The following is a 21988-nucleotide window of genomic DNA, read 5'->3' on the forward strand; positions in this document are numbered from 1 at the left end:
ACCGCCCCGCGGCCCGCGAACACCGCAGGGCGGCCACCCGAGTGGGTGGCCGCCCTGCGGTTACAGTGCGTGTCCGGTACGGCCCGTCAGGCCGACCGGGCCCTTACTGGTTGTACGGACCGTAGTCGTAGTCCTCCAGCGGGACCGCCTGGCCGGAGCCGGTGCCGAAGGGCGAGTAGTCGATGTCGTCGTAACCGACGGCCGAGTACATCGCGGCCTTGGCCTCCTCGGTGGGCTCCACCCGGATGTTGCGGTAGCGGGACAGGCCCGTACCGGCCGGGATGAGCTTACCGATGATGACGTTCTCCTTGAGGCCGATCAGGGAGTCCGACTTGGCGTTGATCGCCGCGTCGGTCAGCACCCGGGTCGTCTCCTGGAAGGACGCCGCCGACAGCCAGGACTCGGTGGCCAGCGAAGCCTTGGTGATACCCATCAGCTGCGGACGGCCGGAGGCGGGGTGACCGCCCTCCTGGACCACACGACGGTTCTCGCCCTCGAACTTCGTACGCTCCACCAGCTCGCCCGGCAGCAGCTCCGCGTCGCCGGACTCGATGATCGTCACACGGCGCAGCATCTGCCGGATGATGATCTCGATGTGCTTGTCGTGGATCGCCACGCCCTGGTTGTTGTAGACCTTCTGGACCTCGCCGACCAGGTGGACCTGGACGGCGCGCTGGCCCAGGATGCGCAGCACGTCGTGCGGGTTGACGGCACCCACGGTCAGCGCTTGGCCGACCTCGACGTGGTCACCCTCGCCCACCAGCAGACGGGCACGCTTGGAGACGCCGTACGCCGTCTCGTCGCTGCCGTCGTCCGGCGTGACGACGACCTTCTTGGTCTTCTCCGTCTCCTCGATCCGCACGCGGCCGGCGGCCTCGGAGATCGGGGCGACACCCTTGGGCGTACGGGCCTCGAAGAGCTCGACGACACGCGGCAGACCCAGGGTGATGTCGTCACCGGCCACACCACCGGTGTGGAAGGTACGCATCGTCAGCTGGGTGCCGGGCTCACCGATGGACTGGGCGGCGATGATGCCGACCGCCTCACCGATGTCGACCAGCTTGCCGGTGGCCAGCGAGCGGCCGTAGCAGAAGGCACAGGTGCCGACCGCGGACTCGCAGGTCAGGACCGAGCGGGTCTTGACCTCCTCGACGCCGTGCGCGACCAGCTGGTCGATGAGCACGTCGCCCAGGTCGACGTTGGCGGGGCCGATGACCTTGCCGTCGACGACGACGTCCTCGGCCAGCATCCGCGCGTACACGGAGGACTCGACGTCGTCCGCCTTGCGCAGCACACCGTCGGCGCCCTTGCTGGCGATCCGCAGCTTCAGACCGCGCTCGGTGCCGCAGTCCTCCTCGCGGATGATGACGTCCTGCGAGACGTCCACGAGACGACGGGTCAGGTAACCCGAGTCGGCGGTACGCAGGGCGGTGTCCGCGAGACCCTTACGGGCACCGTGGGTGGAGATGAAGTACTCCAGCACGGACAGACCCTCGCGGAACGACGCCTTAATGGGCCGCGGGATGGTCTCGTTCTTCGCGTTCGACACCAGACCACGCATACCGGCGATCTGCCGCATCTGCATCATGTTTCCTCGGGCACCCGAGTCAACCATCATGAAGATGGGGTTCGTCTTGGGGAAGTTCTCGTTCATCGCCTCGGCGACCTCGTTGGTCGCCTTGGTCCAGATGTTGATCAGTTCCTGAGTGCGCTCGTCCTTGGTGATCAGACCGCGCTCGTACTGCTTCTGGACCTTCTCGTCCTGGGCCTCGTAGCCCGCGACGATGGCCTTCTTGGCCTCCGGCACGACGATGTCCGAGACCGCGACGGTGACACCGGAACGGGTCGCCCAGTGGAAACCGGCCGCCTTCAGGTTGTCGAGCGTCGCCGCCACGATGACCTTCGGGTAGCGCTCGGCCAGGTCGTTGACGATCGCGGAGAGCTGCTTCTTGCCCACCGAGTAGTCGACGAACGGGTAGTCCTCGGGCAGCAGCTCGTTGAAGAGCGCGCGGCCCAGGGTCGTACGCAGCCGGAAGCTGTCACCCTGCTGCCACTCCGGCTCACCCTCCTCCTGCACCGGCGGGGTCCAGCCGCGGGGCGGAACGGTGCCGATCGGGAAGCGGATGTCGACCTTCGCCTGGAGCGAGAGCTCCCGGTTGTCGAAGGCCATGATCGCCTCGGCGACCGAGCCGAAGGACCGGCCCTCGCCGATGACCTTGCGCTCCGCCTCGTCGGTGGTGAGGAAGAACAGACCCAGCACCATGTCCTGGGTCGGCATGGTGACCGGACGGCCGTCGGCCGGCTTGAGGATGTTGTTCGAGGACAGCATCAGGATGCGGGCCTCGGCCTGCGCCTCCGCGGACAGCGGCAGGTGCACGGCCATCTGGTCACCGTCGAAGTCCGCGTTGAACGCGGTACACACGAGCGGGTGAATCTGAATGGCCTTGCCCTCGACCAGCTGCGGCTCGAAGGCCTGGATGCCGAGGCGGTGCAGGGTGGGCGCACGGTTCAGCAGAACCGGGTGCTCCGCGATGACCTCTTCGAGGACGTCGTAGACGACCGTGCGGCCGCGCTCGACCATCCGCTTCGCGCTCTTGATGTTCTGCGCGTGGTTCAGGTCGACCAGGCGCTTCATCACGAACGGCTTGAAGAGCTCCAGCGCCATGGCCTTCGGCAGACCGCACTGGTGCAGCTTCAGCTGCGGACCGACGACGATCACGGAACGCGCGGAGTAGTCCACACGCTTACCGAGCAGGTTCTGACGGAAACGGCCCTGCTTACCCTTCAGCATGTCGCTGAGGGACTTCAGCGGACGGTTGCCGGGGCCCGTCACCGGGCGACCACGACGGCCGTTGTCGAAGAGGGCGTCGACCGCCTCCTGGAGCATCCGCTTCTCGTTGTTCACGATGATCTCGGGCGCGCCGAGGTCGAGAAGCCGCTTCAGGCGGTTGTTGCGGTTGATCACACGGCGGTACAGGTCGTTCAGGTCGGAGGTCGCGAAGCGGCCACCGTCCAGCTGCACCATCGGACGCAGGTCCGGCGGGATGACCGGGATGCAGTCCAGCACCATGCCGTTGGGGCTGTTGCGGGTCTGCAGGAACGCGGAGACGACCTTCAGGCGCTTGAGCGCGCGGGTCTTCTTCTGGCCCTTGCCGGTACGGATGATCTCGCGGAGCTTCTCGGCCTCTTCGTCCAGGTCGAAGGACTCCAGGCGCTTTTGCAGCGCCGCGGCGCCCATGCCGCCCATGAAGTACGTGCCGAAGCGGTCGCGCAGCTCGCGGTAGAGCAGCTCGTCGCCCTCCAGGTCCTGGACCTTGAGGTTCTTGAAGCGGTTCCACACCTCGTCGAGACGGTCGATCTCGCGCTGCGCGCGGTCGCGCAGCTGCTTCATCTCACGCTCGGCGCCCTCGCGCACCTTGCGGCGCACGTCCGCCTTGGCGCCCTCGGCCTCCAGCTCGGCCAGGTCGGTTTCGAGCTTCTTGGCGCGGGCCTCCAGGTCGGCGTCGCGGCGCTGCTCGATCTGCTGGCGCTCGACGGAGACGTGCGCCTCCAGCGAGGGCAGGTCGCGCGTACGGCGCTCCTCGTCCACCCACGTGATCATGTAGGCGGCGAAGTAGATGACCTTTTCCAGGTCCTTCGGGGCGAGGTCGAGCAGGTAGCCCAGCCGCGACGGAACGCCCTTGAAGTACCAGATGTGCGTGACGGGCGCGGCCAGCTCGATGTGGCCCATCCGCTCACGGCGCACCTTGGCGCGAGTGACCTCGACGCCGCAGCGCTCGCAGATGATGCCCTTGAACCGGACACGCTTGTACTTGCCGCAGTAGCACTCCCAGTCCCGGGTCGGACCGAAGATCTTCTCGCAGAAGAGCCCGTCCTTTTCCGGCTTGAGGGTGCGGTAGTTGATGGTCTCCGGCTTCTTGACCTCACCGTGGGACCACTGTCGGATGTCGTCCGCGGTCGCCAGGCCGATCCGCAGCTCGTCGAAGAAGTTGACGTCGAGCACTGTCGTCAATCCCTCTTTCAGGGTCGTGCCCTTCGCGTAAGCGAAAAAATGGGCTCTACATCATGGTCTGTACGGGTCCGGGGCGACCGGGGCTCCTTGGGGGCAGGAGCCCCGGCCAGGCCCGTCAGACCTCTTCGACGCTGCTCGGCTCGCGCCGGGACAGGTCGATACCGAGCTCCTCCGCGGCGCGGAAGACATCCTCGTCCGTGTCGCGCATCTCGATGGACATGCCGTCCGAGGACAGCACCTCCACGTTCAGGCAGAGCGACTGCATTTCCTTGATGAGCACCTTGAAGGACTCGGGAATGCCGGGCTCGGGAATGTTCTCGCCCTTGACGATCGCCTCGTAGACCTTCACGCGGCCGGTCACGTCGTCGGACTTGATGGTCAGCAGCTCCTGGAGGGCGTACGCGGCGCCGTAAGCCTCCAGCGCCCACACCTCCATCTCACCGAAGCGCTGGCCACCGAACTGGGCCTTACCACCCAGCGGCTGCTGGGTGATCATCGAGTACGGACCGGTCGAACGCGCGTGCAGCTTGTCGTCGACCAGGTGGTGGAGCTTCAGGATGTACATGTACCCGACCGAGATCGGGTCCGGGAACGGCTCACCGGAACGGCCGTCGAACATCCGGGCCTTGCCGGTGTCCTTGACCATCCGCTCGCCGTCGCGGTTCGGCAGCGTGGAGTCGAACAGACCAGCGAGCTCGTCCTCGCGCGCACCGTCGAAGACCGGGGTCGCGACGTTGGTGCGGGGCGCGACCTCGTCGGCGCCGATCGCCTGGAGACGCTTCTGCCAGTCGGCGTCGCCCTCGACCTTCCAGCCCTGGCTGGCGAGCCAGCCGAGGTGGATCTCCAGGACCTGTCCCGGGTTCATTCGGGACGGGACACCCAGCGGGTTGAGGATGATGTCGACCGGGGTGCCGTCCTCCAGGAACGGCATGTCCTCGACCGGCAGGATCTTCGAGATGACGCCCTTGTTGCCGTGGCGGCCGGCGAGCTTGTCACCGTCGGTGATCTTGCGCTTCTGCGCGACGTAGACGCGGACCAGCTGGTTCACGCCCGGGGGCAGTTCGTCGCCCTCCTCGCGGTCGAAGACGCGGACGCCGATGACCTTGCCGATCTCGCCGTGCGGGACCTTCAGCGAGGTGTCACGGACCTCACGGGCCTTCTCACCGAAGATCGCGCGCAGCAGGCGCTCCTCGGGGGTCAGCTCGGTCTCACCCTTGGGCGTGACCTTGCCGACGAGGATGTCGCCGGCGACGACCTCGGCACCGATCCGGATGATGCCGCGCTCGTCGAGGTCCGAGAGGACCTCCTCGGAGACGTTCGGGATGTCCCGGGTGATCTCCTCCGGGCCCAGCTTGGTGTCCCGGGCGTCGACCTCGTGCTCCTCGATGTGGATCGAGGACAGGACGTCGTCCTGCACGAGGCGCTGCGACAGGATGATCGCGTCCTCGTAGTTGTGGCCCTCCCAGGGCATGAAGGCGACGAGCAGGTTCTTGCCCAGCGCCATCTCGCCCTCGTCGGTGGAGGGACCGTCGGCGAGCACCTGGCCCACGACGACGCGCGCGCCCTCGTCCACGACGACCTTCTGGTTGAAGGAGGTGCCCTGGTTGGAGCGGGTGAACTTGGCGACGCGGTACGTGGTGTACGTGCCGTCGTCGTTGGCGACGGTGATGTAGTCCGCGGAGACCTCCTGGACCACACCGTCCTTCTCGGCCTTGATGACGTCACCGGCGTCGACCGCGCAGCGGTACTCCATGCCGGTGCCGACCAGCGGGGCCTCCGCCTTGATCAGCGGCACGGCCTGGCGCATCATGTTCGATCCCATGAGCGCGCGGTTGGCGTCGTCGTGCTCCAGGAAGGGGATCATGGCGGTCGCGGCCGACACCATCTGGCGCGGCGAGACGTCCATGTAGTCCACGTCCTCGCGGGCGGCGAGGTCGACCTCACCACCGCGGCGGCGGCACATGACGCGGCCTTCGGCGAACTCCATGTCCTCGGTGAGGGGAGCGTTCGCCTGGGCGATGAGGAAGCGGTCCTCCTCGTCGGCGGTCAGGTAGTCGACCTGCTCGGTGACCCGGCCCTCGACGACCTTGCGGTACGGCGTCTCGATGAAGCCGAAGACGTTGACCCGGCCGTACGAGGCGAGCGAACCGATCAGACCGATGTTCGGGCCTTCGGGCGTCTCGATCGGGCACATGCGGCCGTAGTGCGAGGGGTGCACGTCACGGACGTCCAGGCCGGCCCGCTCACGGGACAGACCACCGGGGCCCAGCGCGGACAGCCGGCGCTTGTGGGTCAGGCCCGACAGCGGGTTGGTCTGGTCCATGAACTGGGACAGCTGGCTGGTGCCGAAGAACTCCTTGATGGAGGCGACGACCGGCCGGATGTTGATCAGGGTCTGCGGCGTGATCGCCTCGACGTCCTGGGTGGTCATGCGCTCGCGCACGACGCGCTCCATACGGGCGAGCCCCGTACGGACCTGGTTCTGGATCAGCTCGCCGACGTTGCGCAGGCGGCGGTTGCCGAAGTGGTCGATGTCGTCGGTCTCGACGACGATCTCCGTGCCGTTCTCGCCGATCGTCTCGGTCTCGCCGGCGTGCAGCTTGACCAGGTACTTGATCGTGGCGATGACGTCATCGGTGGTCAGCACACCGGCGTCCAGCGGCTCGTCGCCGCCGAGCTTCTTGTTGACCTTGTAGCGGCCGACCTTCGCGAGGTCGTAGCGCTTCGGGTTGAAGTAGAGGTTCTCCAGCAGCGTCTGCGCGGCCTCGCGCGTCGGCGGCTCGCCCGGGCGCAGCTTGCGGTAGATGTCGAGCAGCGCGTCGTCCTGGCCCTGGGTGTGGTCCTTCTCCAGGGTGGCGCGCATGGACTCGTACTCGCCGAACTCCTCCAGGATCTGCTCGGTCGTCCAGCCGAGGGCCTTGAGGAGGACGGTCACGGACTGCTTGCGCTTACGGTCGATGCGCACGCCGACCATGTCGCGCTTGTCGATCTCCATCTCCAGCCAGGCACCCCGGGACGGGATGATCTTGGCGGTGAAGATGTCCTTGTCGGAGGTCTTGTCGATCTGGCTGTCGAAGTAGACGCCCGGCGAGCGGACCAGCTGCGAGACGACGACACGCTCGGTGCCGTTGATGCAGAAGGTGCCCTTGTTGGTCATGAGCGGGAAGTCGCCCATGAAGACCGTCTGGGACTTGATCTCCCCGGTCTCGTTGTTGGTGAACTCGGCGGTGACGAAGAGCGGGGCCGCGTACGTGAAGTCGCGCTCCTTGCACTCGTCGATGGAGTTCTTCGGGGGCTCGAATCGGTGGTCGCGGAACGTCAGCGACATCGACCCGGAGAAGTCCTCGATCGGGGAGATCTCTTCGAAGATCTCCTCCAGACCGGACTTGGTGGGGACGTCCTGACCACTGTCCAGCGCAGCCTCGACGCGACCCTTCCATGCGGCATTGCCGAGCAGCCAATCGAAGCTCTCGGTCTGCAGCGCAAGGAGGTTCGGAACCCCGAGGGGCTCCTTGATCTTCGCAAAAGAGATGCGCAGCGGGGCGGTGCTGTCGCCGTTGTTCGTATTGGCAGTCGAGGCGTTGCGCGAGGCGGCCAAGAGGGGGTCCTTCCGAGGGCTCGGACTCACTACGCGCGTACCGGTCCCGGACCGAACACAACCGGAGAAAGGCCCAGGTCAGGGCGGATCAGTCGGTATTGCTCGGGCTCGGGTATGCCCCTGGTGACGGGCAGGGAGCAGCTAACAGGCAGCGCAAAGGGTCAGTGTAGCCACTCGGCACACTGATGTCCAGAGCGAGTTTCCGGAGACCGGTTCAGCACCGTGATACCGATCTTCTCCCTCCGGGAGGTGGCACCCTCCGTGACGGAGGAACCCCTCTTTGTTCGTCTCAACGCCCAACGTCTTATGCCTGCCACGAGCCGTGCGCCAACAGGCGCACCCCGATGCTTCCCTCTTCGCCGGCGATCCATGCCTCGAACCCGGATCGCTTCTGTCGTCGCGTCCTGAGAATTGCGCGCTGCGTGCGGTTCGTCAAGGCCCCCCACCCACTGGAAGATCGTCACGGGGTGCACGGCCGGGCAACGAAGATCACCATACTCGCACGGAAGGGCGGGACGGCGCAGCCGCGGCCCGAACGCCCGAAGGCGACCACCCGCATGGGTGATCGCCTTCAGGTTTGCGAAGAGTCAGCAGACTCGTCGGGTCACTTGACCTCGACGGAGGCGCCGGCGCCCTTGAGGGCCTCGGCGGCCTTGTCCGCGGCGTCCTTGGCGACCTTCTCGAGGACCGGCTTCGGGGTGCCGTCGACGAGGTCCTTGGCCTCCTTCAGACCCAGCGAGGTCAGCTCACGCACGACCTTGATGACCTGGATCTTCTTGTCGCCGGCACCGGTGAGGATGACGTCGAACTCGTCCTGCTCCTCGGCGGCCTCGGCGGCCGGGGCACCCGGGGCAGCGGCAACGACGGCGGCCGGGGCGGCAGCCTCGACGTCGAACTTCTCCTCGAACTTCTTCACGAAGTCGGAGAGCTCGAGCAGGGTCATCTCCTCGAACTGGGCCAGCAGTTCGTCCTGGGTGAGCTTCGCCATGGTGGCGGTCCTTCCACTAATTCGGCTGGTGCCGGATGTACATTGCGGCGGGCGTGCTGAGCAGACGTGCCCGCTGGACTGCGAAGTGGTTACTCCGCGGCCTCGGCGGGAGCCGGCTCACCGGCACCGCCCTGCTCGACCTTGCTGCGAAGAGCTTCCGCGGTGCGGACCATCTTCGTGAGCGGGGCCTGGAAGGTCGCCGCGGCCTTGGCCATGGACGCCTTCATGCCACCCGCCAGCTTGGCGAGCAGAACCTCGCGGGACTCGAGGTCCGCAAGCTTCTTGATCTCGTCGGCGGACAGCGCCCTGCCATCGAGGACACCGCCCTTGATGACGAGAGAGGGGTTCTCCTTGGCGAAGTCACGAAGACCCTTCGCCGCCTCGACCGGGTCACCGGTCACGAAGGCGACGGCCGTCGAGCCCTTGAGGTGCTCGTCCAGCGTGATCCCGGCCTCATTGGCCGCAATCTTGGTCAGCGTGTTCTTCACCACACGGTACTGAGCGTTGTCACCGAGCGAACGGCGCAGCTGCTTGAGCTGAGCGACGGACAGTCCGGTGTACGCGGTCACAACAGCGGCGTTGGAGTTACGGAGCTTCTCCGTGATCTCCTCGACGGCTGCGACCTTGTCGGGCCTCGCCATGAGCCTCGGCCTCCTTCCGGGTGATGAGGACCGCGCAGAAGGGGCTGGGCAAAACAAACGCCCCGGCGCAGGCGCACGGGGCATGGCTCAACCGGGCGAAACGGAGTTCTTCCGGGAGTTCTTCCTCGACACCTGCGCAGGCCGTCCGCAGCTAGCGGATCCTTCGGTTCCGTACGCCACACGGACGCACAGAGACAACCAGCGGTCTTTGGCTTCTTCGCTACGGTACGCGAACGGCCAGGGCGCAGGCAAATCCGTTCCCGGGCCCGGCGGCGCGCGGCGCGCCGGGCCCGGGAACGGCGGGGCCGGGCGGCCTCAGCCCGCCAGGCCGCCGCCCCCGGCACCGCCCCCGGCGCCGGCGCCGGCGCCGAGCTTGCTCGCGTCGAGGACCTGCGAGGCCGGCGGCTCCTGGGCCGTGACCTTGGTGCCGTAGTCCGAGTAGAAGACCGTGGAGTCCAGGCCGCCCTGGTTGTTCTTGGCCTGCTCACGCTTCTTGACGAGCAGGTTGTCCTGGCCGATCCACAGGTCGATCGTCTCGTTCTTCGTGCCGGTCTGCTTGAGCATGTCCTCCAGCGACTTCATGTCCTTCTCGCTGAAGTTCTTGGAGGCCTGCATGCGGCTCAGCTCGGCCACGTCGATGGTCGCGGTGTAGCGCGTGGCCTGGACGCCGCGCACATCCTCCGTACCGACCTTCTTGGCCTTGCCCGACGCGATGACCAGCTCCATGGCCCGCGTCGGGTTGTTGTTCTGCATCTGGTCCTTGATGAGCGCGCCGGCCGCGGACTGCTTGGCCAGCGCGTCGTAGTCGTACTTCATCCAGGGCTTGCCGCCGAGGTTCAGGTTCATGAACATCGCCTGCGGCGTGTACACGGCCTTCATCGGCTTGCCGCCGCCCAGGGCGGAGCCCTGCTGGGTTATCTCGGCGTTCATGCGGATGCCGTTGGACCAGTCCATCTCGCCCTTGATGGTCTGCGTGGCCTGGCCCAGCTTGTTCGTGCCCTCGACCTTGGCCGAGTTCTCCGAACCGGTCTTCTCGGAGGCCGTCCGCAGCGCTGCCACGGCGGCCTGGACCGGCGAGCCGCCGCCCGCCGCGTTGTCGCCGCCCGCCTTGTCGCCGCCGTCCTTGCCGCCGCAGGCGGTCAGTCCGGCCATCATGACGACGCCGGCCGCCAGCGCAGTGATCCGCGCAGTACGCACGTGTGTCTCCCCGTTGTAGATCAGCTTTACGACTGCCGGTGAGCGTAGTGCAGAGGGGTGACAGTGCCCGCGCCGGGCCCCGCGCCGGGCGTGAACCGGGCCCCACGCCGAGCCCCGCGCCGGACGTGACCGGGCCGGCGCCGGGCCCCCGCGACGCTCCGTACGGCCCCTGAGGGCGCCTGTGCCGGACAACGCGTCGGGCCCCGCACCTCGGTGAGGTGCGGGGCCCGACGTACGCGTACGCGCGCGCCTGCCGTCAGACTCAGACGGCGAGCACGTCCTCCTCGACGAGGAGGTTGCGGGTGCGGTTGGAGTCGACCGGGACGCCGGGGCCCATCGTGGTGGCGATGGTGGCCTTCTTGATGTAGCGGCCCTTGGCGGCGGACGGCTTGAGACGGTTGATCTCCTCCAGCGCCGCGGCGTAGTTCTCCACCAGCTTGGCGTCGTCGAAGGACACCTTGCCGATGATGAAGTGGAGGTTCGCGTGCTTGTCCACGCGGAACTCGATCTTGCCGCCCTTGATGTCGGTGACAGCCTTGGCGACATCCGGGGTGACGGTGCCGGTCTTCGGGTTCGGCATCAGACCACGGGGACCGAGCACGCGGCCGAGGCGGCCGACCTTGCCCATGAGGTCCGGCGTGGCGACGACGGCGTCGAAGTCCAGGCGGCCCTTGGAGACCTCGTCGATCAGTTCGTCGGAGCCGACGATGTCGGCGCCCGCGGCTTCCGCGGCCGCAGCACGGTCGCCGGTCGCGAAGACCAGGACCCGGGCGGTCTTACCGGTGCCGTGCGGAAGGTTCACGGTGCCGCGGACCATCTGGTCGGCCTTGCGCGGGTCGACACCCAGACGCATGGCGACCTCGACGGTCGCGTCGAACTTGGCCGGAGAGGTCTCCTTGGCCAGACGGACGGCTTCGAGCGGGGCGTACAGCCGCTCCCGGTCGATCTTCGCGTCCGCGTTGCGAAGATTCTTGCTGCGCTTCACTGCTGCTCCTGAATGGTGGCGATGGAGTCGTGGTGCGGGCCAGCGCCTGGCCCTGCCACGTGCCCCGGGGTGCGGCGGGTGCCGCGGGGCGGATGCGGGGTGACTGTCAGCCCTCGACCGTGATGCCCATGGAACGGGCGGTGCCGGCGATGATCTTCGACGCGGCGTCCAGGTCGTTGGCGTTCAGGTCGGGCATCTTGGTGGTGGCGATCTCGCGGACCTGGTCGGCCGTGATCTTGGCGACCTTGGTCTTGTGCGGCTCGCCGGAGCCCTTCTCCACGCCCGCGGCCTTCAGGATCATCTTCGAGGCCGGCGGGGTCTTGGTGATGAAGGTGAAGGAACGGTCCTCGTAGACCGTGATCTCCACCGGGATCACCCAGCCACGCTGCGACTCGGTCGCGGCGTTGTAGGCCTTGCAGAACTCCATGATGTTGACGCCGTGCTGACCCAGCGCGGGGCCGACCGGCGGAGCCGGGTTCGCGGCACCGGCCTGGATCTGGAGCTTGATGAGCCCCGTGACCTTCTTCTTCTTGGGAGGCATGCTCTCTCCGGGTCCTAGTGAGAGGTTTTTCGCCAGTCCATCCGGTCATCCGGATGGAGGCATACCGCACCACGATAACGGGTATAGCGGTACGGCCAAAAACCGAGCAGGTCAGACGGTCCCCGAGGGGCACGTCTGACCTGTTCGGAAGCGGTGGTTCCAGAAGGTGTCAGTTCTTCTGGATCTGGTCGAAGCTCAGCTCGACCGGGGTCTCGCGGCCGAAGATCTCGACGAGGCCCTTGACCTTCTTCGAGTCGGCGTTGATCTCGTTGATCGTGGCCTGCAGCGTGGCGAACGGGCCGTCGGTGACGGTGACCGCGTCGCCCACCTCGAAGTCCAGCACCTGGACCTCGACCTTGCGGGACGGCGCCGGCTTGCCCTCGGCCTCGGCGGCCTCCTTGGCGGCCTTCTCCTCGGCCTCCGGGGCGAGCATCTTGACGATCTCGTCCAGGGTCAGCGGGTACGGGTCGTAGGCGTTGCCCACGAAGCCGGTGACACCGGGCGTGTTGCGCACGACGCCCCACGACTCGTTCGTCAGGTCCATGCGCACGAGCACGTAGCCCGGGAGCTTGTTCTGGCGGACGTTCTTGCGCTCGCCGTTCTTGATCTGGACGATCTCTTCCTCGGGGACCTCGGCCTGGTAGATGAAGTCCTCGACGTTGAGCGAGACGGCGCGCTGCTCCAGGTTGGCCTTCACGCGCTTCTCGTAGCCGGCGTAGGTGTGGATCACGTACCACTCGCCCGGCAGGGTGCGCAGCTCCTCGCGGAGCGCGGCGATCGGATCGACGGGCTCGCCCGCGTCCTCGGCCTCGTCCTGCGCCGCCGCGTCCTCGGCGGTCTCGGCCACGACGGTGGCCTCGTCCTCGTCCTCGTCCTCGACGCTCACCGCGGCCTCCTCGGCGGGCTCGCCCGCCTCGGCCTCTTCGGTGTCGAGCTCGTCGTTCTCGTCGGCTGCCTCGACGATCTCGCGAGCGCCCTCTTCGTCGGCAATCGCCGCAGCGTCGCCCTCGACCTCGGCCGAGGCAGCCGCGTCAACGTCGGCCGCTGCCGTCTCGACGGAGTCGGCGGCGTCGTTCAGGTTCGGGTCAGACACGGTGGCTGCTTCTTCCTGGCTTCAAGGGGTTGAACATGCAAAGGGGCGCCCGCAAAGGCGCCCTTCGCGGGATCAGCCGAAGACGTACTTGACGGCCTCGTTGAATCCCAAGTCAATCACGGTTACGAGACCGATGACGATGACGACGAAGACGATCACCACGGTGGTGTACGTCGAAAGCTGGCCGCGCGTGGGCCAGACGACCTTGCGGAGTTCGGCGATGATCTGCCGGTAGAAGAGCGCGAGGCGGGCGAACGGGCCCTTCTTGCCGCGCTTGCCGCCGCGGCGGGGCTTCTTGGCGTCCGAGGCCTCGTCTTCGGAACGACCGCGCTCAGGCATGTCGATGGAGCCCAGGGCGTCCGTCACTCGTCCTCACCTGAATCCGGGTCGTGGGCCGTGCCGCGCCCGGTAGAGCCGCACGGCGGTGCATTTCAGTACGTACGCGTGCACGCACCTTGGTGAAGAAGTGCGTGTAGCAGGGCCGGAGGGACTTGAACCCCCAACCGCTGGTTTTGGAGACCAGTGCTCTACCAATTGAGCTACGACCCTTTGTGGTTCCCCCAACCTACCGCATCCCGACCAGTGCACCAGGTGCGTGGCCGCTTGCGCCCTGTTGGGAGCCAACGGACAGCGAGTGTACGTGCTTCGCGGCCGGGCGTCGAACAGAAAGCCCCCGGGCGGTGCTTTCAAACCCATGTGCCCGCCCCGTCGGCGGTCTGGGAACATGCAGTACATGAGCGCTACTCCTCCCGCACAGTCCCCCACCGACCGTCGGGTGTCGGCCCGCGTCGGGGCGATCTCCGAGTCCGCGACCCTCGCCGTGGACGCCAAGGCCAAGGCCCTCAAGGCCGCCGGGCGCCCGGTGATCGGCTTCGGCGCCGGTGAGCCCGACTTCCCCACGCCCGGCTACATCGTCGAGGCCGCCGTCGAGGCCTGCCGCAACCCGAAGTACCACCGCTACACCCCGGCGGGCGGCCTGCCCGAGCTGAAGGAAGCGATCGCCGCGAAGACGCTGCGCGACTCCGGTTACGCGGTCGAGGCGGCGAACGTGCTGGTCACCAACGGTGGCAAGCAGGCGATCTACGAGGCGTTCGCGGCGATCCTGGACCCGGGCGACGAGGTCATCGTGCCGGCCCCGTACTGGACCACCTACCCGGAGTCGATCCGGCTGGCGGGCGGCGTGCCGGTGGACGTGGTGGCCGACGAGACCACCGGCTACCGGGTGACCGTGGAGCAGCTGGAGGCCGCCCGTACGGACCGTACGAAGGTGCTGCTGTTCGTCTCGCCGTCCAACCCGACCGGCGCGGTCTACACCCGCGAGCAGGTCGAGGCGGTGGGCCGCTGGGCCGCCGAGCACGGCCTGTGGGTCCTCACGGACGAGATCTACGAGCACCTGGTCTACGGCGACGCCGAGTTCTCCTCGCTGCCGGTGGTGGTGCCGGAGCTGCGCGAGAAGTGCATCATCGTCAACGGTGTGGCGAAGACGTACGCGATGACCGGCTGGCGGGTGGGCTGGGCCATCGGCCCCAAGGACGTCATCAAGGCCGCGGCGAACCTCCAGTCGCACGCCACCTCCAACGTCTCCAACGTGGCGCAGGCGGCGGCCATCGCGGCCGTCTCGGGCGACCTGGACGCCGTCGAGGAGATGAAGGTCGCCTTCGACCGGCGCCGCAAGACGATGGTGCGGATGCTCAACGAGATCGAGGGCGTGCTGTGCCCCGAGCCGGAGGGCGCCTTCTACGCGTACCCGTCGGTCAAGGGCCTGCTGGGCAAGGAGATCCGCGGCAAGCGCCCGCAGACGAGTGTGGAGCTGGCCGGGCTGATCCTGGAGGAGGCCGAGGTCGCGGTGGTGCCGGGTGAGGCCTTCGGCACGCCGGGCTACCTGCGTCTGTCGTACGCGCTCGGCGACGAGGACCTGGTCGAGGGCATCTCGCGGGTCCAGAAGCTGCTGGCCGAGGCGAAGTAGCGCGCATCGGCACCTGTGCGGGCCCCGGGGTCTTCCCGGGGCCCGCATCTGCTTTCGGGCGGGGGCTCGTTCGGGCGAGGGCCTACCGGCGCGTCGGCCGCGTACGGCAAGATCCTGGGATGGAACGTGTACGCGATGTCCGAGCACTGCCGAAGGCCCACCTGCACCTGCACTTCACGGGGTCGATGCGGCCCGCGACCCTGCTGGAGCTCGCCGACAAGTACGGCGTGCACCTGCCGGAGGCCCTGAAGGGCGGCGAGCCGCCGAAGCTGCGGGCGACGGACGAGCGCGGCTGGTTCCGCTTCCAGCGGCTGTACGACCTCGCGCGTTCCTGCCTGCGCGCCCCGGAGGACATCCAGCGGCTGGTCCGCGAGGCCGCCGAGGAGGACGTGCGGGACGGCTCCGGGTGGCTGGAGATCCAGGTCGACCCGACCTCGTACGCGCCCCGGCTGGGCGGGCTGATCCCGGCCCTGGAGATCATCCTGGACGCGGTGCACACCGCCTCCAGGGACACCGGCCTCGGGATACGCGTCCTGGTGGCCGCCAACCGGATGAAGCACCCCCTGGACGCCCGGACGCTCGCCCGTCTCGCGGTCCGCTACGCCGACCGCGGCGTGATCGGTTTCGGGCTCTCCAACGACGAGCGGCGCGGTTTCGCCCGCGACTTCGACCGGGCCTTCGCCATCGCGCGCGACGGCGGGCTGCTGGCGGCGCCGCACGGCGGCGAGCTGTCCGGCCCGGCGAGCGTGCGGGACTGCCTGGACGACCTGCACGCGACGCGCGTCGGCCACGGCGTGCGGGCCGCCGAGGACCCCGCGCTGCTGCGGCGGCTGGCCGAGCGCGGGGTGACCTGCGAGGTCTGCCCGGCGTCGAACGTGGCCCTGGGCGTCTACGAGAAGCCCGAGGACGTCCCGCTGCGGACCCTGTACGACGCCGGCGTCCCGATGGCGCTGGGCGCCGACGACCCGCTGCTGTTCGGGTCCCGGCTGGCGGATCAGTACGAGATCGTCCGCGCGGCGCACGCCTTCTCGGACGCCGAGCTGGCCGAGCTGGCCCGCCAGTCGGTCCTGGCGTCGCGGGCGCCGGAGGACGTGCGGCGCCAGCTGCTGGCGGGGGTGGAGGAGTGGCTGCGGTGAGCGGGCCGCTCGGCGCCGTCCGGTTTGCTAGAGGGCGACGCCGACCGTCACCGGCTCGTTGACCAGCGTGACGCCGAAGGCCGCGTGGACGCCCTCGCGGACCTCGCGGGCCAGCGCGAGCAGGTCCTCGGTGGTGGCCCGGCCGCGGTTGGTCAGGGCGAGGGTGTGCTTGGTGGAGATGCGGGCCGGGCCGTCGCCGTAGCCCTTGGTGAAGCCGGCCCGGTCGATGAGCCAGGCGGCCGAGGTCTTCACGCGTCCGTCGCCGGCCGGGAAGGCGGGCGGGGCGACGTCCGCTCCGAGGCGTTCGCGCACGCGTGCGACGAAGTCGGCGTGCTGGGCCTCGGTGAGGATCGGGTTGGTGAAGAAGGAGCCCGCGGACCAGGTGTCGTGGTCCTCCGGGTCCAGGACCATGCCCTTGCCGGCCCGCAGCCGCAGCACGGTCTCGCGGGCGACGGCGGCCGGCACCCGGTCGCCGGCCTCGACGCCGAGGGTGCGGGCGGTCTCCGGGTACTTGATCGGCGCGGACAGCCCGCCCGCGTCCTCCAGGGCGAAGCGCACCCGCAGCACGACGAACCGGTCGGGGTGCTCCTTGAAGCGGCTGTGGCGGTAGGTGAACGCGCACTCGGCGTTCGAAAGAGTCACGGTCTCGCGCGCTATGCGGTCGTACGCGACCACTTCGGTGATGGTGGCGGACACTTCCTGTCCGTACGCACCGACGTTCTGAATGGGCGTGGCGCCCGCCGAGCCGGGGATGCCGGCCAGGCACTCGATGCCCGCGAGCCCGGCCGCGACCGTACGGGCCACCGCGTCGGACCAGTTCTCGCCCGCGGCCAGCGTCAGGTCGGTGCCGTCGAGCGCGAAACCGCGGGTGGCGATGCGCAGCGCGGTGCCCTCGAAGCCCTTGTCGCCGATGACCAGGTTGCTGCCGCCGCCGATGACGAGCAGCGGGGTGCCCGCGGCGTCGGCCTCGCGGACGGCCGCGATCACTTCGTCGTCCGTCGTGGCGGTGAGCAGCCGGGTGGCCGGGCCGCCGAGGCGGAAGGTGGTCAGCGGGGCGAGGGGGGCATCGTGGAGTTCGTGCACGGGCCCAAGGGTACGGGGGCGGCCCCGCCGTCCGGCCGGGCCGCCCCCGTGGCGTAACGATCAGGCAGCTCAGGCGAGCCGCACCACCGCGCGCGACATCCCGAGCACCTTCTTGCCGTCGCTGGTCGCGGTGAGGTCGACGCGGACCGTACGGGCCTCGTCGTCCAGCTTGGCCGCGACCTTGGCGCTGACCTCGACGACCGCGCCCTGGTCGTCGTTGGGGACCACGACGGGCTTGGTGAAGCGCACGCCGTACTCGACGACCGAGCCCGGGTCGCCGGTCCAGTCGGTGACCACACGGACCGCCGCGGCCATGGTGAACATGCCGTGCGCGATCACGTCGGGCAGGCCGACCTCCTTGGCGAACTTCTCGTTCCAGTGGATCGGGTTGAAGTCACCGGAGGCGCCCGCGTACCGCACGAGCGTGTCGCGGGTCACGGGAAAGCTCTGCGCCGGAAGTTCGGTGCCGGCCTCGACGTCGTCGTAAGAGATCTTCGCCGCCATCGCGTCAGCCCTCCTGCCCGGCGGCGCGCGCCACCAGCTTCGTGAAAGCGGTCACCACGTGCTCGCCCGCTTCGTCGTGCACCTCGCCGCGGATATCGAGAATGTCGTTCCCGGCCATGGATTTGATCGCCTCGATGGTCGAGGTGACCGTCAGCCGGTCTCCGGCGCGTACCGGCCGGGTGTAGACGAATTTCTGGTCACCGTGCACGACCCGGCTGTAATCGAGACCCAGCTGCGGGTCCTCGACGACCTGCCCGGCGGCCCGGAAGGTGATGGAGAACACAAAGGTCGGCGGGGCGATCACATCGGGGTGACCGAGCGCCCTGGCGGCTTCGGCGTCGGTGTACGCCGGGGCGGGGTCCCCGATCGCCTCGGCGAATTCGCGGATCTTCTCCCGGCCGACCTCATAAGGAGCGGTGGCCGGGTAGCTCCGCCCGACGAAGGACTGGTCGAGCGCCATGGGCTCGCAACCTCCCTGAACTGGTCCCTGTATAAGGACCCTGACCTTGACATACCGGCACGCCGGAGCGGCAGCGGGCCCTGTCGCCGCGCCGCGCGCGCCCCTCGCACCACAACGCCGCGAGGCCGCCCCCAGCAACTGGGGACGGCCTCGCGATCGAGCCTGGTGTTATCGCGTCTCGCGGTGCGCGGTGTGCGAGTTGCAACGCGGGCAGTGCTTCTTCATCTCAAGACGGTCCGGGTCGTTACGCCGGTTCTTCTTGGTGATGTAGTTCCGCTCCTTGCACTCCACGCAGGCCAGCGTGATCTTCGGGCGGACGTCGGTGGCAGCCACGTGAGTGCTCCTTGACGGACAGATGGACGGATGAACGCATAGAAGAGTAGCCGATCGGGAGACCGACCCCACAATCGGCTACTGTTAGTAGCGGTGACCGGACTTGAACCGGTGACACAGCGATTATGAGCCGCTTGCTCTACCGACTGAGCTACACCGCTGCGATGCGAGTCGGTCCCCCGCCCGAAGGCGGGATACCTCACACATCAGAGCCCCAATACGGAATCGAACCGTAGACCTTCTCCTTACCATGGAGACGCTCTGCCGACTGAGCTATTGGGGCGAGCGATGAAGACATTACACGGCCTGCCGCCAAAGGTGAAATCCGTATCCGCGGACCGCCCCGGCCGCCCCTCGCACCACACCGGTACGACTATTTCGCGCCTCCGCGAAGCTCCCCGGAGGGCCCCCTAGGCTCGGACCACGCTGCGTGATCTTGCAGCCCGGTCCTTCGAGGAGCGCGATGTCCGACAGCAGTCAGCCGCAGCCGGGACCCGAGAAGGCCACGGGCAGCGACGGCGCGGGCGCCGCGGCGGGCACCCTGGTGCTCTGCGACGCCCGGCTCGCCGACGGCCGCGTGGTGGACGTACGGCTCAGCGGCGGGCGCATCGAGGCGGTCGGCACGGCGGGCAGCCTCGCCCCGCAGGGCTCCCGCGTCGACCTCGGCGGCTACCTGCTGCTTCCGGCCCCCGCCGAGCCGCACGCGCACTGCGACACCGCGCTGACCGCGGACGCCACCGGCCCCGCCGACGACACCCTCGAAGGCGTGCAGCGACGCACCACGGAAGCCGCCCTCCTGCAACTCGGCCACGGCGCGACGGCGCTGCGCACCCACGTACGCGTCGGCGACGTCCAGGGGCTGCGGTCGCTGGAGGCCGTCCTCCAGGCGGGCCGGTCGCTGAGCGGGCTGGCCGAGATGACCGCCGTCGCGGTGCCGCGGATGCTCACCGGGGCGGCCGGGGCGGACGGGCTGGCGATGCTGCGGGACGCCGTCAAGATGGGCGCCACCGTCGTCGGCGGCTGCCCGGACCTCGACCCCGACCCGGCCGGATACGCCGAAGCCGTCCTGGAGCTCGCGGGCGAGCACGGCTGCGCGGTGGACCTCCACACGGACGGTGACGACCCCGCGCGCCTGGCGCGGTTCGCGGCGATGGCGGGCGGGCTGCGGCCCGGTGTGACGATCGGGCCGTGCACGGGCCTGTCGGCGCTGCCGGCGGACGTCGCGGCGCGCACCGCCGAGCAGCTCGCCGCGGCCGGCGTGACGGTCGTCTGCCTGCCGCAGGGCGGCTGTGCGGCCCTGGAGCGGCACGGCGCCGGGCGGCCGGGCCGTGGCGGGGCCGCGGGCCGGACAGCCCGTTTCGCGCCCGTACGGCTGCTGCGTGCGGCCGGGGTGCGGGTGGCCGCGGGCAGCGGAGCCCTGCGCGACGCGGCGAACCCGGTGGGACGCGGCGATCCCCTGGAGGCGGCGTACCTGCTGGCCTCTCTGGGCGAGGCGGGGCCCGACGCCGCCTACGGGGCGGTCAGTACGGACGCGCGCGCGACCCTGGGCCTGCCGGAGGTCCGCGTCGAGGCGGGCTTCCCCGCCGAACTCCTGGCCGTACGCGGCGAGAGCCTCGCCGGGGTGCTGTCGCTGGCGTACAGCCGGATCGTGGTGCACCGGGGGCGCGTGGTGGCGCGGACGAGTGCGGTGCGCGAGTACTGCGACTCGGCGGCGGTGGTGGCGCTGGAGCTGCCGCGGCAGTCGCAGCGGTGAGAGAGGGCGCCCGGAGCGGCGCGCGCCGGGGCGGCGGGCCCTGACGGCGGGACAGGCGTACGGTCGGGATCATGCGCATTGTCATCGCAGGTGGACATGGTCAGATCGCGCTGCGGCTGGAACGGCTGCTCCACGGGCGCGGAGACGAGGTCGCGGGCATCATCCGCCGGCCCGAACAGGCCGGGGACTTGCTGTCCGCCGGTGCCGAGCCGGTCGTCTGCGACCTGGAGTCGGCCACGGTCGAGGACGTCGCCCGGCACCTCGAAGGCGCGGACGCGGCGGTCTTCGCGGCGGGCGCCGGACCGGGCAGCGGAATCGAACGCAAGGAGTCGGTGGACCGCGGCGCCGCCGCCCTCTTCGCGGACGCGGCGGAGGCGGCCGGCGTACGGCGCTTCCTCGTCGTCTCCTCGATGGGCGCCGACACACAGCCGCCGGAGGGCACCGACGAGGTGTTCGCCGCGTACCTGCGCGCCAAGGGTGCCGCCGACGCGGACGTACGGGCCCGGTCCGGCCTGGACTGGACGATCCTGCGCCCCGGCCGCCTGACGGACGACCCGGGCACCGGCCTGGTGCGCCTCGCCGAGTCGACCGGCCGCAGCGAGATCACCCGGGACGACGTGGCAGCCGTGCTCGCCGCCCTCCTGGACGAACCGCGCACGATCGGCCGCACGCTGGAGCTGATCGGCGGCGACACGCCCGTGGAGGACGCCGTACGCGCCGTGGCGGGCTGACCGTCACGCCGCCCGCCGTGGCCCTTGCTCCGTGCGGAGCGGGGGCCGCGCGGGCCCCGGCGCCCTTCGATGTCAAGCGAAGAGGCCCCGATCCGTTTTCACGGATCGGGGCCTCTTCGGTCCTGTGGCGGCGCCAGGATTCGAACCTGGGAAGGCTGAGCCGGCAGATTTACAGTCTGCTCCCTTTGGCCGCTCGGGCACACCGCCAGGGATTTGCTGCCGGGAGTTTTGCCGGTGTGGCGTCGCTCCGTGGCAACGACGTAAACCATACCCGATGGCCGGGGGTGGTTCGCCACTCGGTTCTTCCCGGCTCGATCATGCTCAGGGTGGCTAGGCTTGCGGAGCGGTCCTGAACGGGCCGCACCCCTGACGGATCTACGTACGAGGAGCCAACTCAAGATGGCCGACTCCAGTTTCGACATCGTCTCGAAGGTCGAGCGGCAGGAGGTCGACAACGCCCTCAACCAGGCCGCCAAGGAGATCTCGCAGCGCTACGACTTCAAGGGCGTGGGCGCGTCGATCGAGTGGTCGGGCGAGAAGATCGAGATGCGGGCCAACGCCGAGGAGCGGGTGAAGGCTGTCCTCGACATCTTCCAGTCCAAGCTGATCAAGCGCGGAATCTCGCTGAAGGCGCTGGACACGGGCGAGCCGCAGGCCTCCGGCAAGGAGTACAAGATCTTCGCCTCCCTCCAGGAGGGCATCTCCCAGGAGAACGCGAAGAAGGTTGCCAAGATCATCCGCGACGAGGGCCCGAAGGGCGTCAAGGCGCAGGTGCAGGGCGACGAGCTGCGCGTCACCTCGAAGAGCCGGGACGACCTCCAGGCGGTGCAGCAGCTGCTGAAGGGCAAGGACCTGGACTTCGCGCTGCAGTTCGTGAACTACCGGTGATCCACCGGTACGGCCCGCGCGGGCACCGCTAGACGGGGCGCGCAACGCGACGGGGGCCACCGCCGAGAACGTTCTCGGC

General features: G+C 69.0%; 18 protein-coding genes and 4 tRNA genes. 5 read left to right on the plus strand and 17 right to left on the minus strand.

The window, feature by feature from the left end; translation table 11 throughout:
- Positions 1-103: 103 nt before the first annotated feature.
- From ACFV57_RS23390 to ACFV57_RS23435, 10 genes are all read right to left on the minus strand, one after another.
- Positions 104-4003 (minus strand): DNA-directed RNA polymerase subunit beta', encoded by a 3900-nt coding sequence (locus ACFV57_RS23390; protein ID WP_385235537.1) that lies wholly within the window; start codon positions 4001-4003, stop codon positions 104-106.
- Between the two features lie 124 nt (positions 4004-4127).
- Positions 4128-7610: a DNA-directed RNA polymerase subunit beta gene (rpoB, locus tag ACFV57_RS23395; RefSeq protein WP_385235477.1), complete on the minus strand. Its 3483-nt coding sequence runs from the start codon at positions 7608-7610 to the stop codon at positions 4128-4130.
- 604 nt (positions 7611-8214) lie between these two features.
- On the minus strand, positions 8215-8598 hold the full coding sequence (gene rplL, locus ACFV57_RS23400; protein ID WP_385235480.1) for a 50S ribosomal protein L7/L12: 384 nt from the start codon (positions 8596-8598) through the stop codon (positions 8215-8217).
- 89 nt (positions 8599-8687) lie between these two features.
- Complete coding sequence (gene rplJ / locus ACFV57_RS23405; RefSeq protein ID WP_030017006.1) at positions 8688-9239, minus strand: 50S ribosomal protein L10; 552 nt, start codon at positions 9237-9239, stop codon at positions 8688-8690.
- 315 nt (positions 9240-9554) lie between these two features.
- Positions 9555-10436, minus strand: coding sequence for a hypothetical protein (locus ACFV57_RS23410; RefSeq protein ID WP_385235483.1), 882 nt, complete (start codon positions 10434-10436; stop codon positions 9555-9557).
- Positions 10437-10698: 262 nt separating this feature from the next.
- Positions 10699-11421: a 50S ribosomal protein L1 gene (gene rplA, locus ACFV57_RS23415; protein WP_385235486.1), complete on the minus strand. Its 723-nt coding sequence runs from the start codon at positions 11419-11421 to the stop codon at positions 10699-10701.
- A 106-nt stretch (positions 11422-11527) separates the two neighbouring features.
- Positions 11528-11962 carry a 50S ribosomal protein L11 gene (rplK, locus tag ACFV57_RS23420; protein ID WP_030262765.1) on the minus strand — a complete coding sequence of 145 codons (435 nt, stop codon included), beginning with the start codon at positions 11960-11962 and terminating at the stop codon, positions 11528-11530.
- Positions 11963-12131: 169 nt separating this feature from the next.
- Positions 12132-13055, minus strand: a complete 924-nt coding sequence (gene nusG, locus ACFV57_RS23425; protein ID WP_385235489.1) for a transcription termination/antitermination protein NusG — start codon at positions 13053-13055, stop codon at positions 12132-12134.
- 72 nt (positions 13056-13127) lie between these two features.
- A complete protein-coding gene (secE, locus tag ACFV57_RS23430) occupies positions 13128-13421 on the minus strand; it encodes a preprotein translocase subunit SecE (RefSeq protein WP_385235492.1) in 294 nt (97 codons plus the stop codon).
- Positions 13422-13531: 110 nt separating this feature from the next.
- Positions 13532-13604, minus strand: a tRNA-Trp gene (locus tag ACFV57_RS23435).
- 184 nt (positions 13605-13788) lie between these two features.
- Here ACFV57_RS23435 and ACFV57_RS23440 point away from each other — a divergent pair.
- Together ACFV57_RS23440 and ACFV57_RS23445 are read left to right on the plus strand one after the other, a co-directional pair.
- On the plus strand, positions 13789-15021 hold the full coding sequence (locus ACFV57_RS23440; protein ID WP_385235495.1) for a pyridoxal phosphate-dependent aminotransferase: 1233 nt from the start codon (positions 13789-13791) through the stop codon (positions 15019-15021).
- A 119-nt stretch (positions 15022-15140) separates the two neighbouring features.
- Positions 15141-16157, plus strand: a complete 1017-nt coding sequence (locus ACFV57_RS23445) for an adenosine deaminase (protein ID WP_385235497.1) — start codon at positions 15141-15143, stop codon at positions 16155-16157.
- 27 nt (positions 16158-16184) lie between these two features.
- Here the strand turns inward: ACFV57_RS23445 and ACFV57_RS23450 are convergent, their stop codons facing one another.
- From ACFV57_RS23450 to ACFV57_RS23475, 6 genes are all read right to left on the minus strand, one after another.
- A complete protein-coding gene (locus ACFV57_RS23450) occupies positions 16185-17240 on the minus strand; it encodes a UDP-N-acetylmuramate dehydrogenase (protein ID WP_385235500.1) in 1056 nt (351 codons plus the stop codon).
- A gap of 69 nt (positions 17241-17309) precedes the next feature.
- Complete coding sequence (locus ACFV57_RS23455; protein WP_385235503.1) at positions 17310-17744, minus strand: MaoC family dehydratase; 435 nt, start codon at positions 17742-17744, stop codon at positions 17310-17312.
- Positions 17745-17748: 4 nt separating this feature from the next.
- Positions 17749-18204: a MaoC family dehydratase N-terminal domain-containing protein gene (locus ACFV57_RS23460; RefSeq protein ID WP_030017016.1), complete on the minus strand. Its 456-nt coding sequence runs from the start codon at positions 18202-18204 to the stop codon at positions 17749-17751.
- 168 nt (positions 18205-18372) lie between these two features.
- Complete coding sequence (gene rpmG / locus ACFV57_RS23465) at positions 18373-18537, minus strand: 50S ribosomal protein L33 (protein WP_006604855.1); 165 nt, start codon at positions 18535-18537, stop codon at positions 18373-18375.
- Positions 18538-18625: 88 nt separating this feature from the next.
- Positions 18626-18698 (minus strand) — tRNA-Met (locus tag ACFV57_RS23470).
- A 49-nt stretch (positions 18699-18747) separates the two neighbouring features.
- Positions 18748-18820 (minus strand) — tRNA-Thr (locus tag ACFV57_RS23475).
- A gap of 180 nt (positions 18821-19000) precedes the next feature.
- Here ACFV57_RS23475 and ACFV57_RS23480 point away from each other — a divergent pair.
- Together ACFV57_RS23480 and ACFV57_RS23485 are read left to right on the plus strand one after the other, a co-directional pair.
- Entirely contained in the window at positions 19001-20290 is a 1290-nt protein-coding gene (locus ACFV57_RS23480) for a hydrolase (protein ID WP_385235508.1), read from the plus strand.
- Positions 20291-20361: 71 nt separating this feature from the next.
- A complete protein-coding gene (locus ACFV57_RS23485; RefSeq protein ID WP_385235511.1) occupies positions 20362-21021 on the plus strand; it encodes an NAD(P)H-binding protein in 660 nt (219 codons plus the stop codon).
- A 125-nt stretch (positions 21022-21146) separates the two neighbouring features.
- On the opposite strand, the gene ACFV57_RS23490 is transcribed toward ACFV57_RS23485, so the two are convergent.
- Positions 21147-21228: transfer RNA gene (locus tag ACFV57_RS23490), tRNA-Tyr, on the minus strand.
- Between the two features lie 192 nt (positions 21229-21420).
- Here ACFV57_RS23490 and ACFV57_RS23495 point away from each other — a divergent pair.
- Positions 21421-21909, plus strand: a complete 489-nt coding sequence (locus ACFV57_RS23495; protein ID WP_385235514.1) for a YajQ family cyclic di-GMP-binding protein — start codon at positions 21421-21423, stop codon at positions 21907-21909.
- Positions 21910-21988 lie beyond the last annotated feature (79 nt).

The sequence above is a fragment of the Streptomyces sp. NPDC059788 genome (assembly GCF_042732265.1).
Taxonomy (GTDB): domain Bacteria; phylum Actinomycetota; class Actinomycetes; order Streptomycetales; family Streptomycetaceae; genus Streptomyces.

Bases quoted from the DNA above. Each gene is read 5' to 3' on its own strand.
- rplK (WP_030262765.1), bottom strand. From the start codon at position 11,962: ATGCCTCCCAAGAAGAAGAAGGTCACGGGGCTCATCAAGCTCCAGATC.
- rplJ (WP_030017006.1), bottom strand. From the start codon at position 9,239: ATGGCGAGGCCCGACAAGGTCGCAGCCGTCGAGGAGATCACGGAGAAG.
- rplL (WP_385235480.1), bottom strand. From the start codon at position 8,598: ATGGCGAAGCTCACCCAGGACGAACTGCTGGCCCAGTTCGAGGAGATG.
- ACFV57_RS23455 (WP_385235503.1), bottom strand. From the start codon at position 17,744: ATGGCGGCGAAGATCTCTTACGACGACGTCGAGGCCGGCACCGAACTT.
- ACFV57_RS23460 (WP_030017016.1), bottom strand. From the start codon at position 18,204: ATGGCGCTCGACCAGTCCTTCGTCGGGCGGAGCTACCCGGCCACCGCT.
- ACFV57_RS23495 (WP_385235514.1), top strand. From the start codon at position 21,421: ATGGCCGACTCCAGTTTCGACATCGTCTCGAAGGTCGAGCGGCAGGAG.
- ACFV57_RS23440 (WP_385235495.1), top strand. From the start codon at position 13,789: ATGAGCGCTACTCCTCCCGCACAGTCCCCCACCGACCGTCGGGTGTCG.
- ACFV57_RS23480 (WP_385235508.1), top strand. From the start codon at position 19,001: ATGTCCGACAGCAGTCAGCCGCAGCCGGGACCCGAGAAGGCCACGGGC.
- ACFV57_RS23445 (WP_385235497.1), top strand. From the start codon at position 15,141: ATGGAACGTGTACGCGATGTCCGAGCACTGCCGAAGGCCCACCTGCAC.
- ACFV57_RS23485 (WP_385235511.1), top strand. From the start codon at position 20,362: ATGCGCATTGTCATCGCAGGTGGACATGGTCAGATCGCGCTGCGGCTG.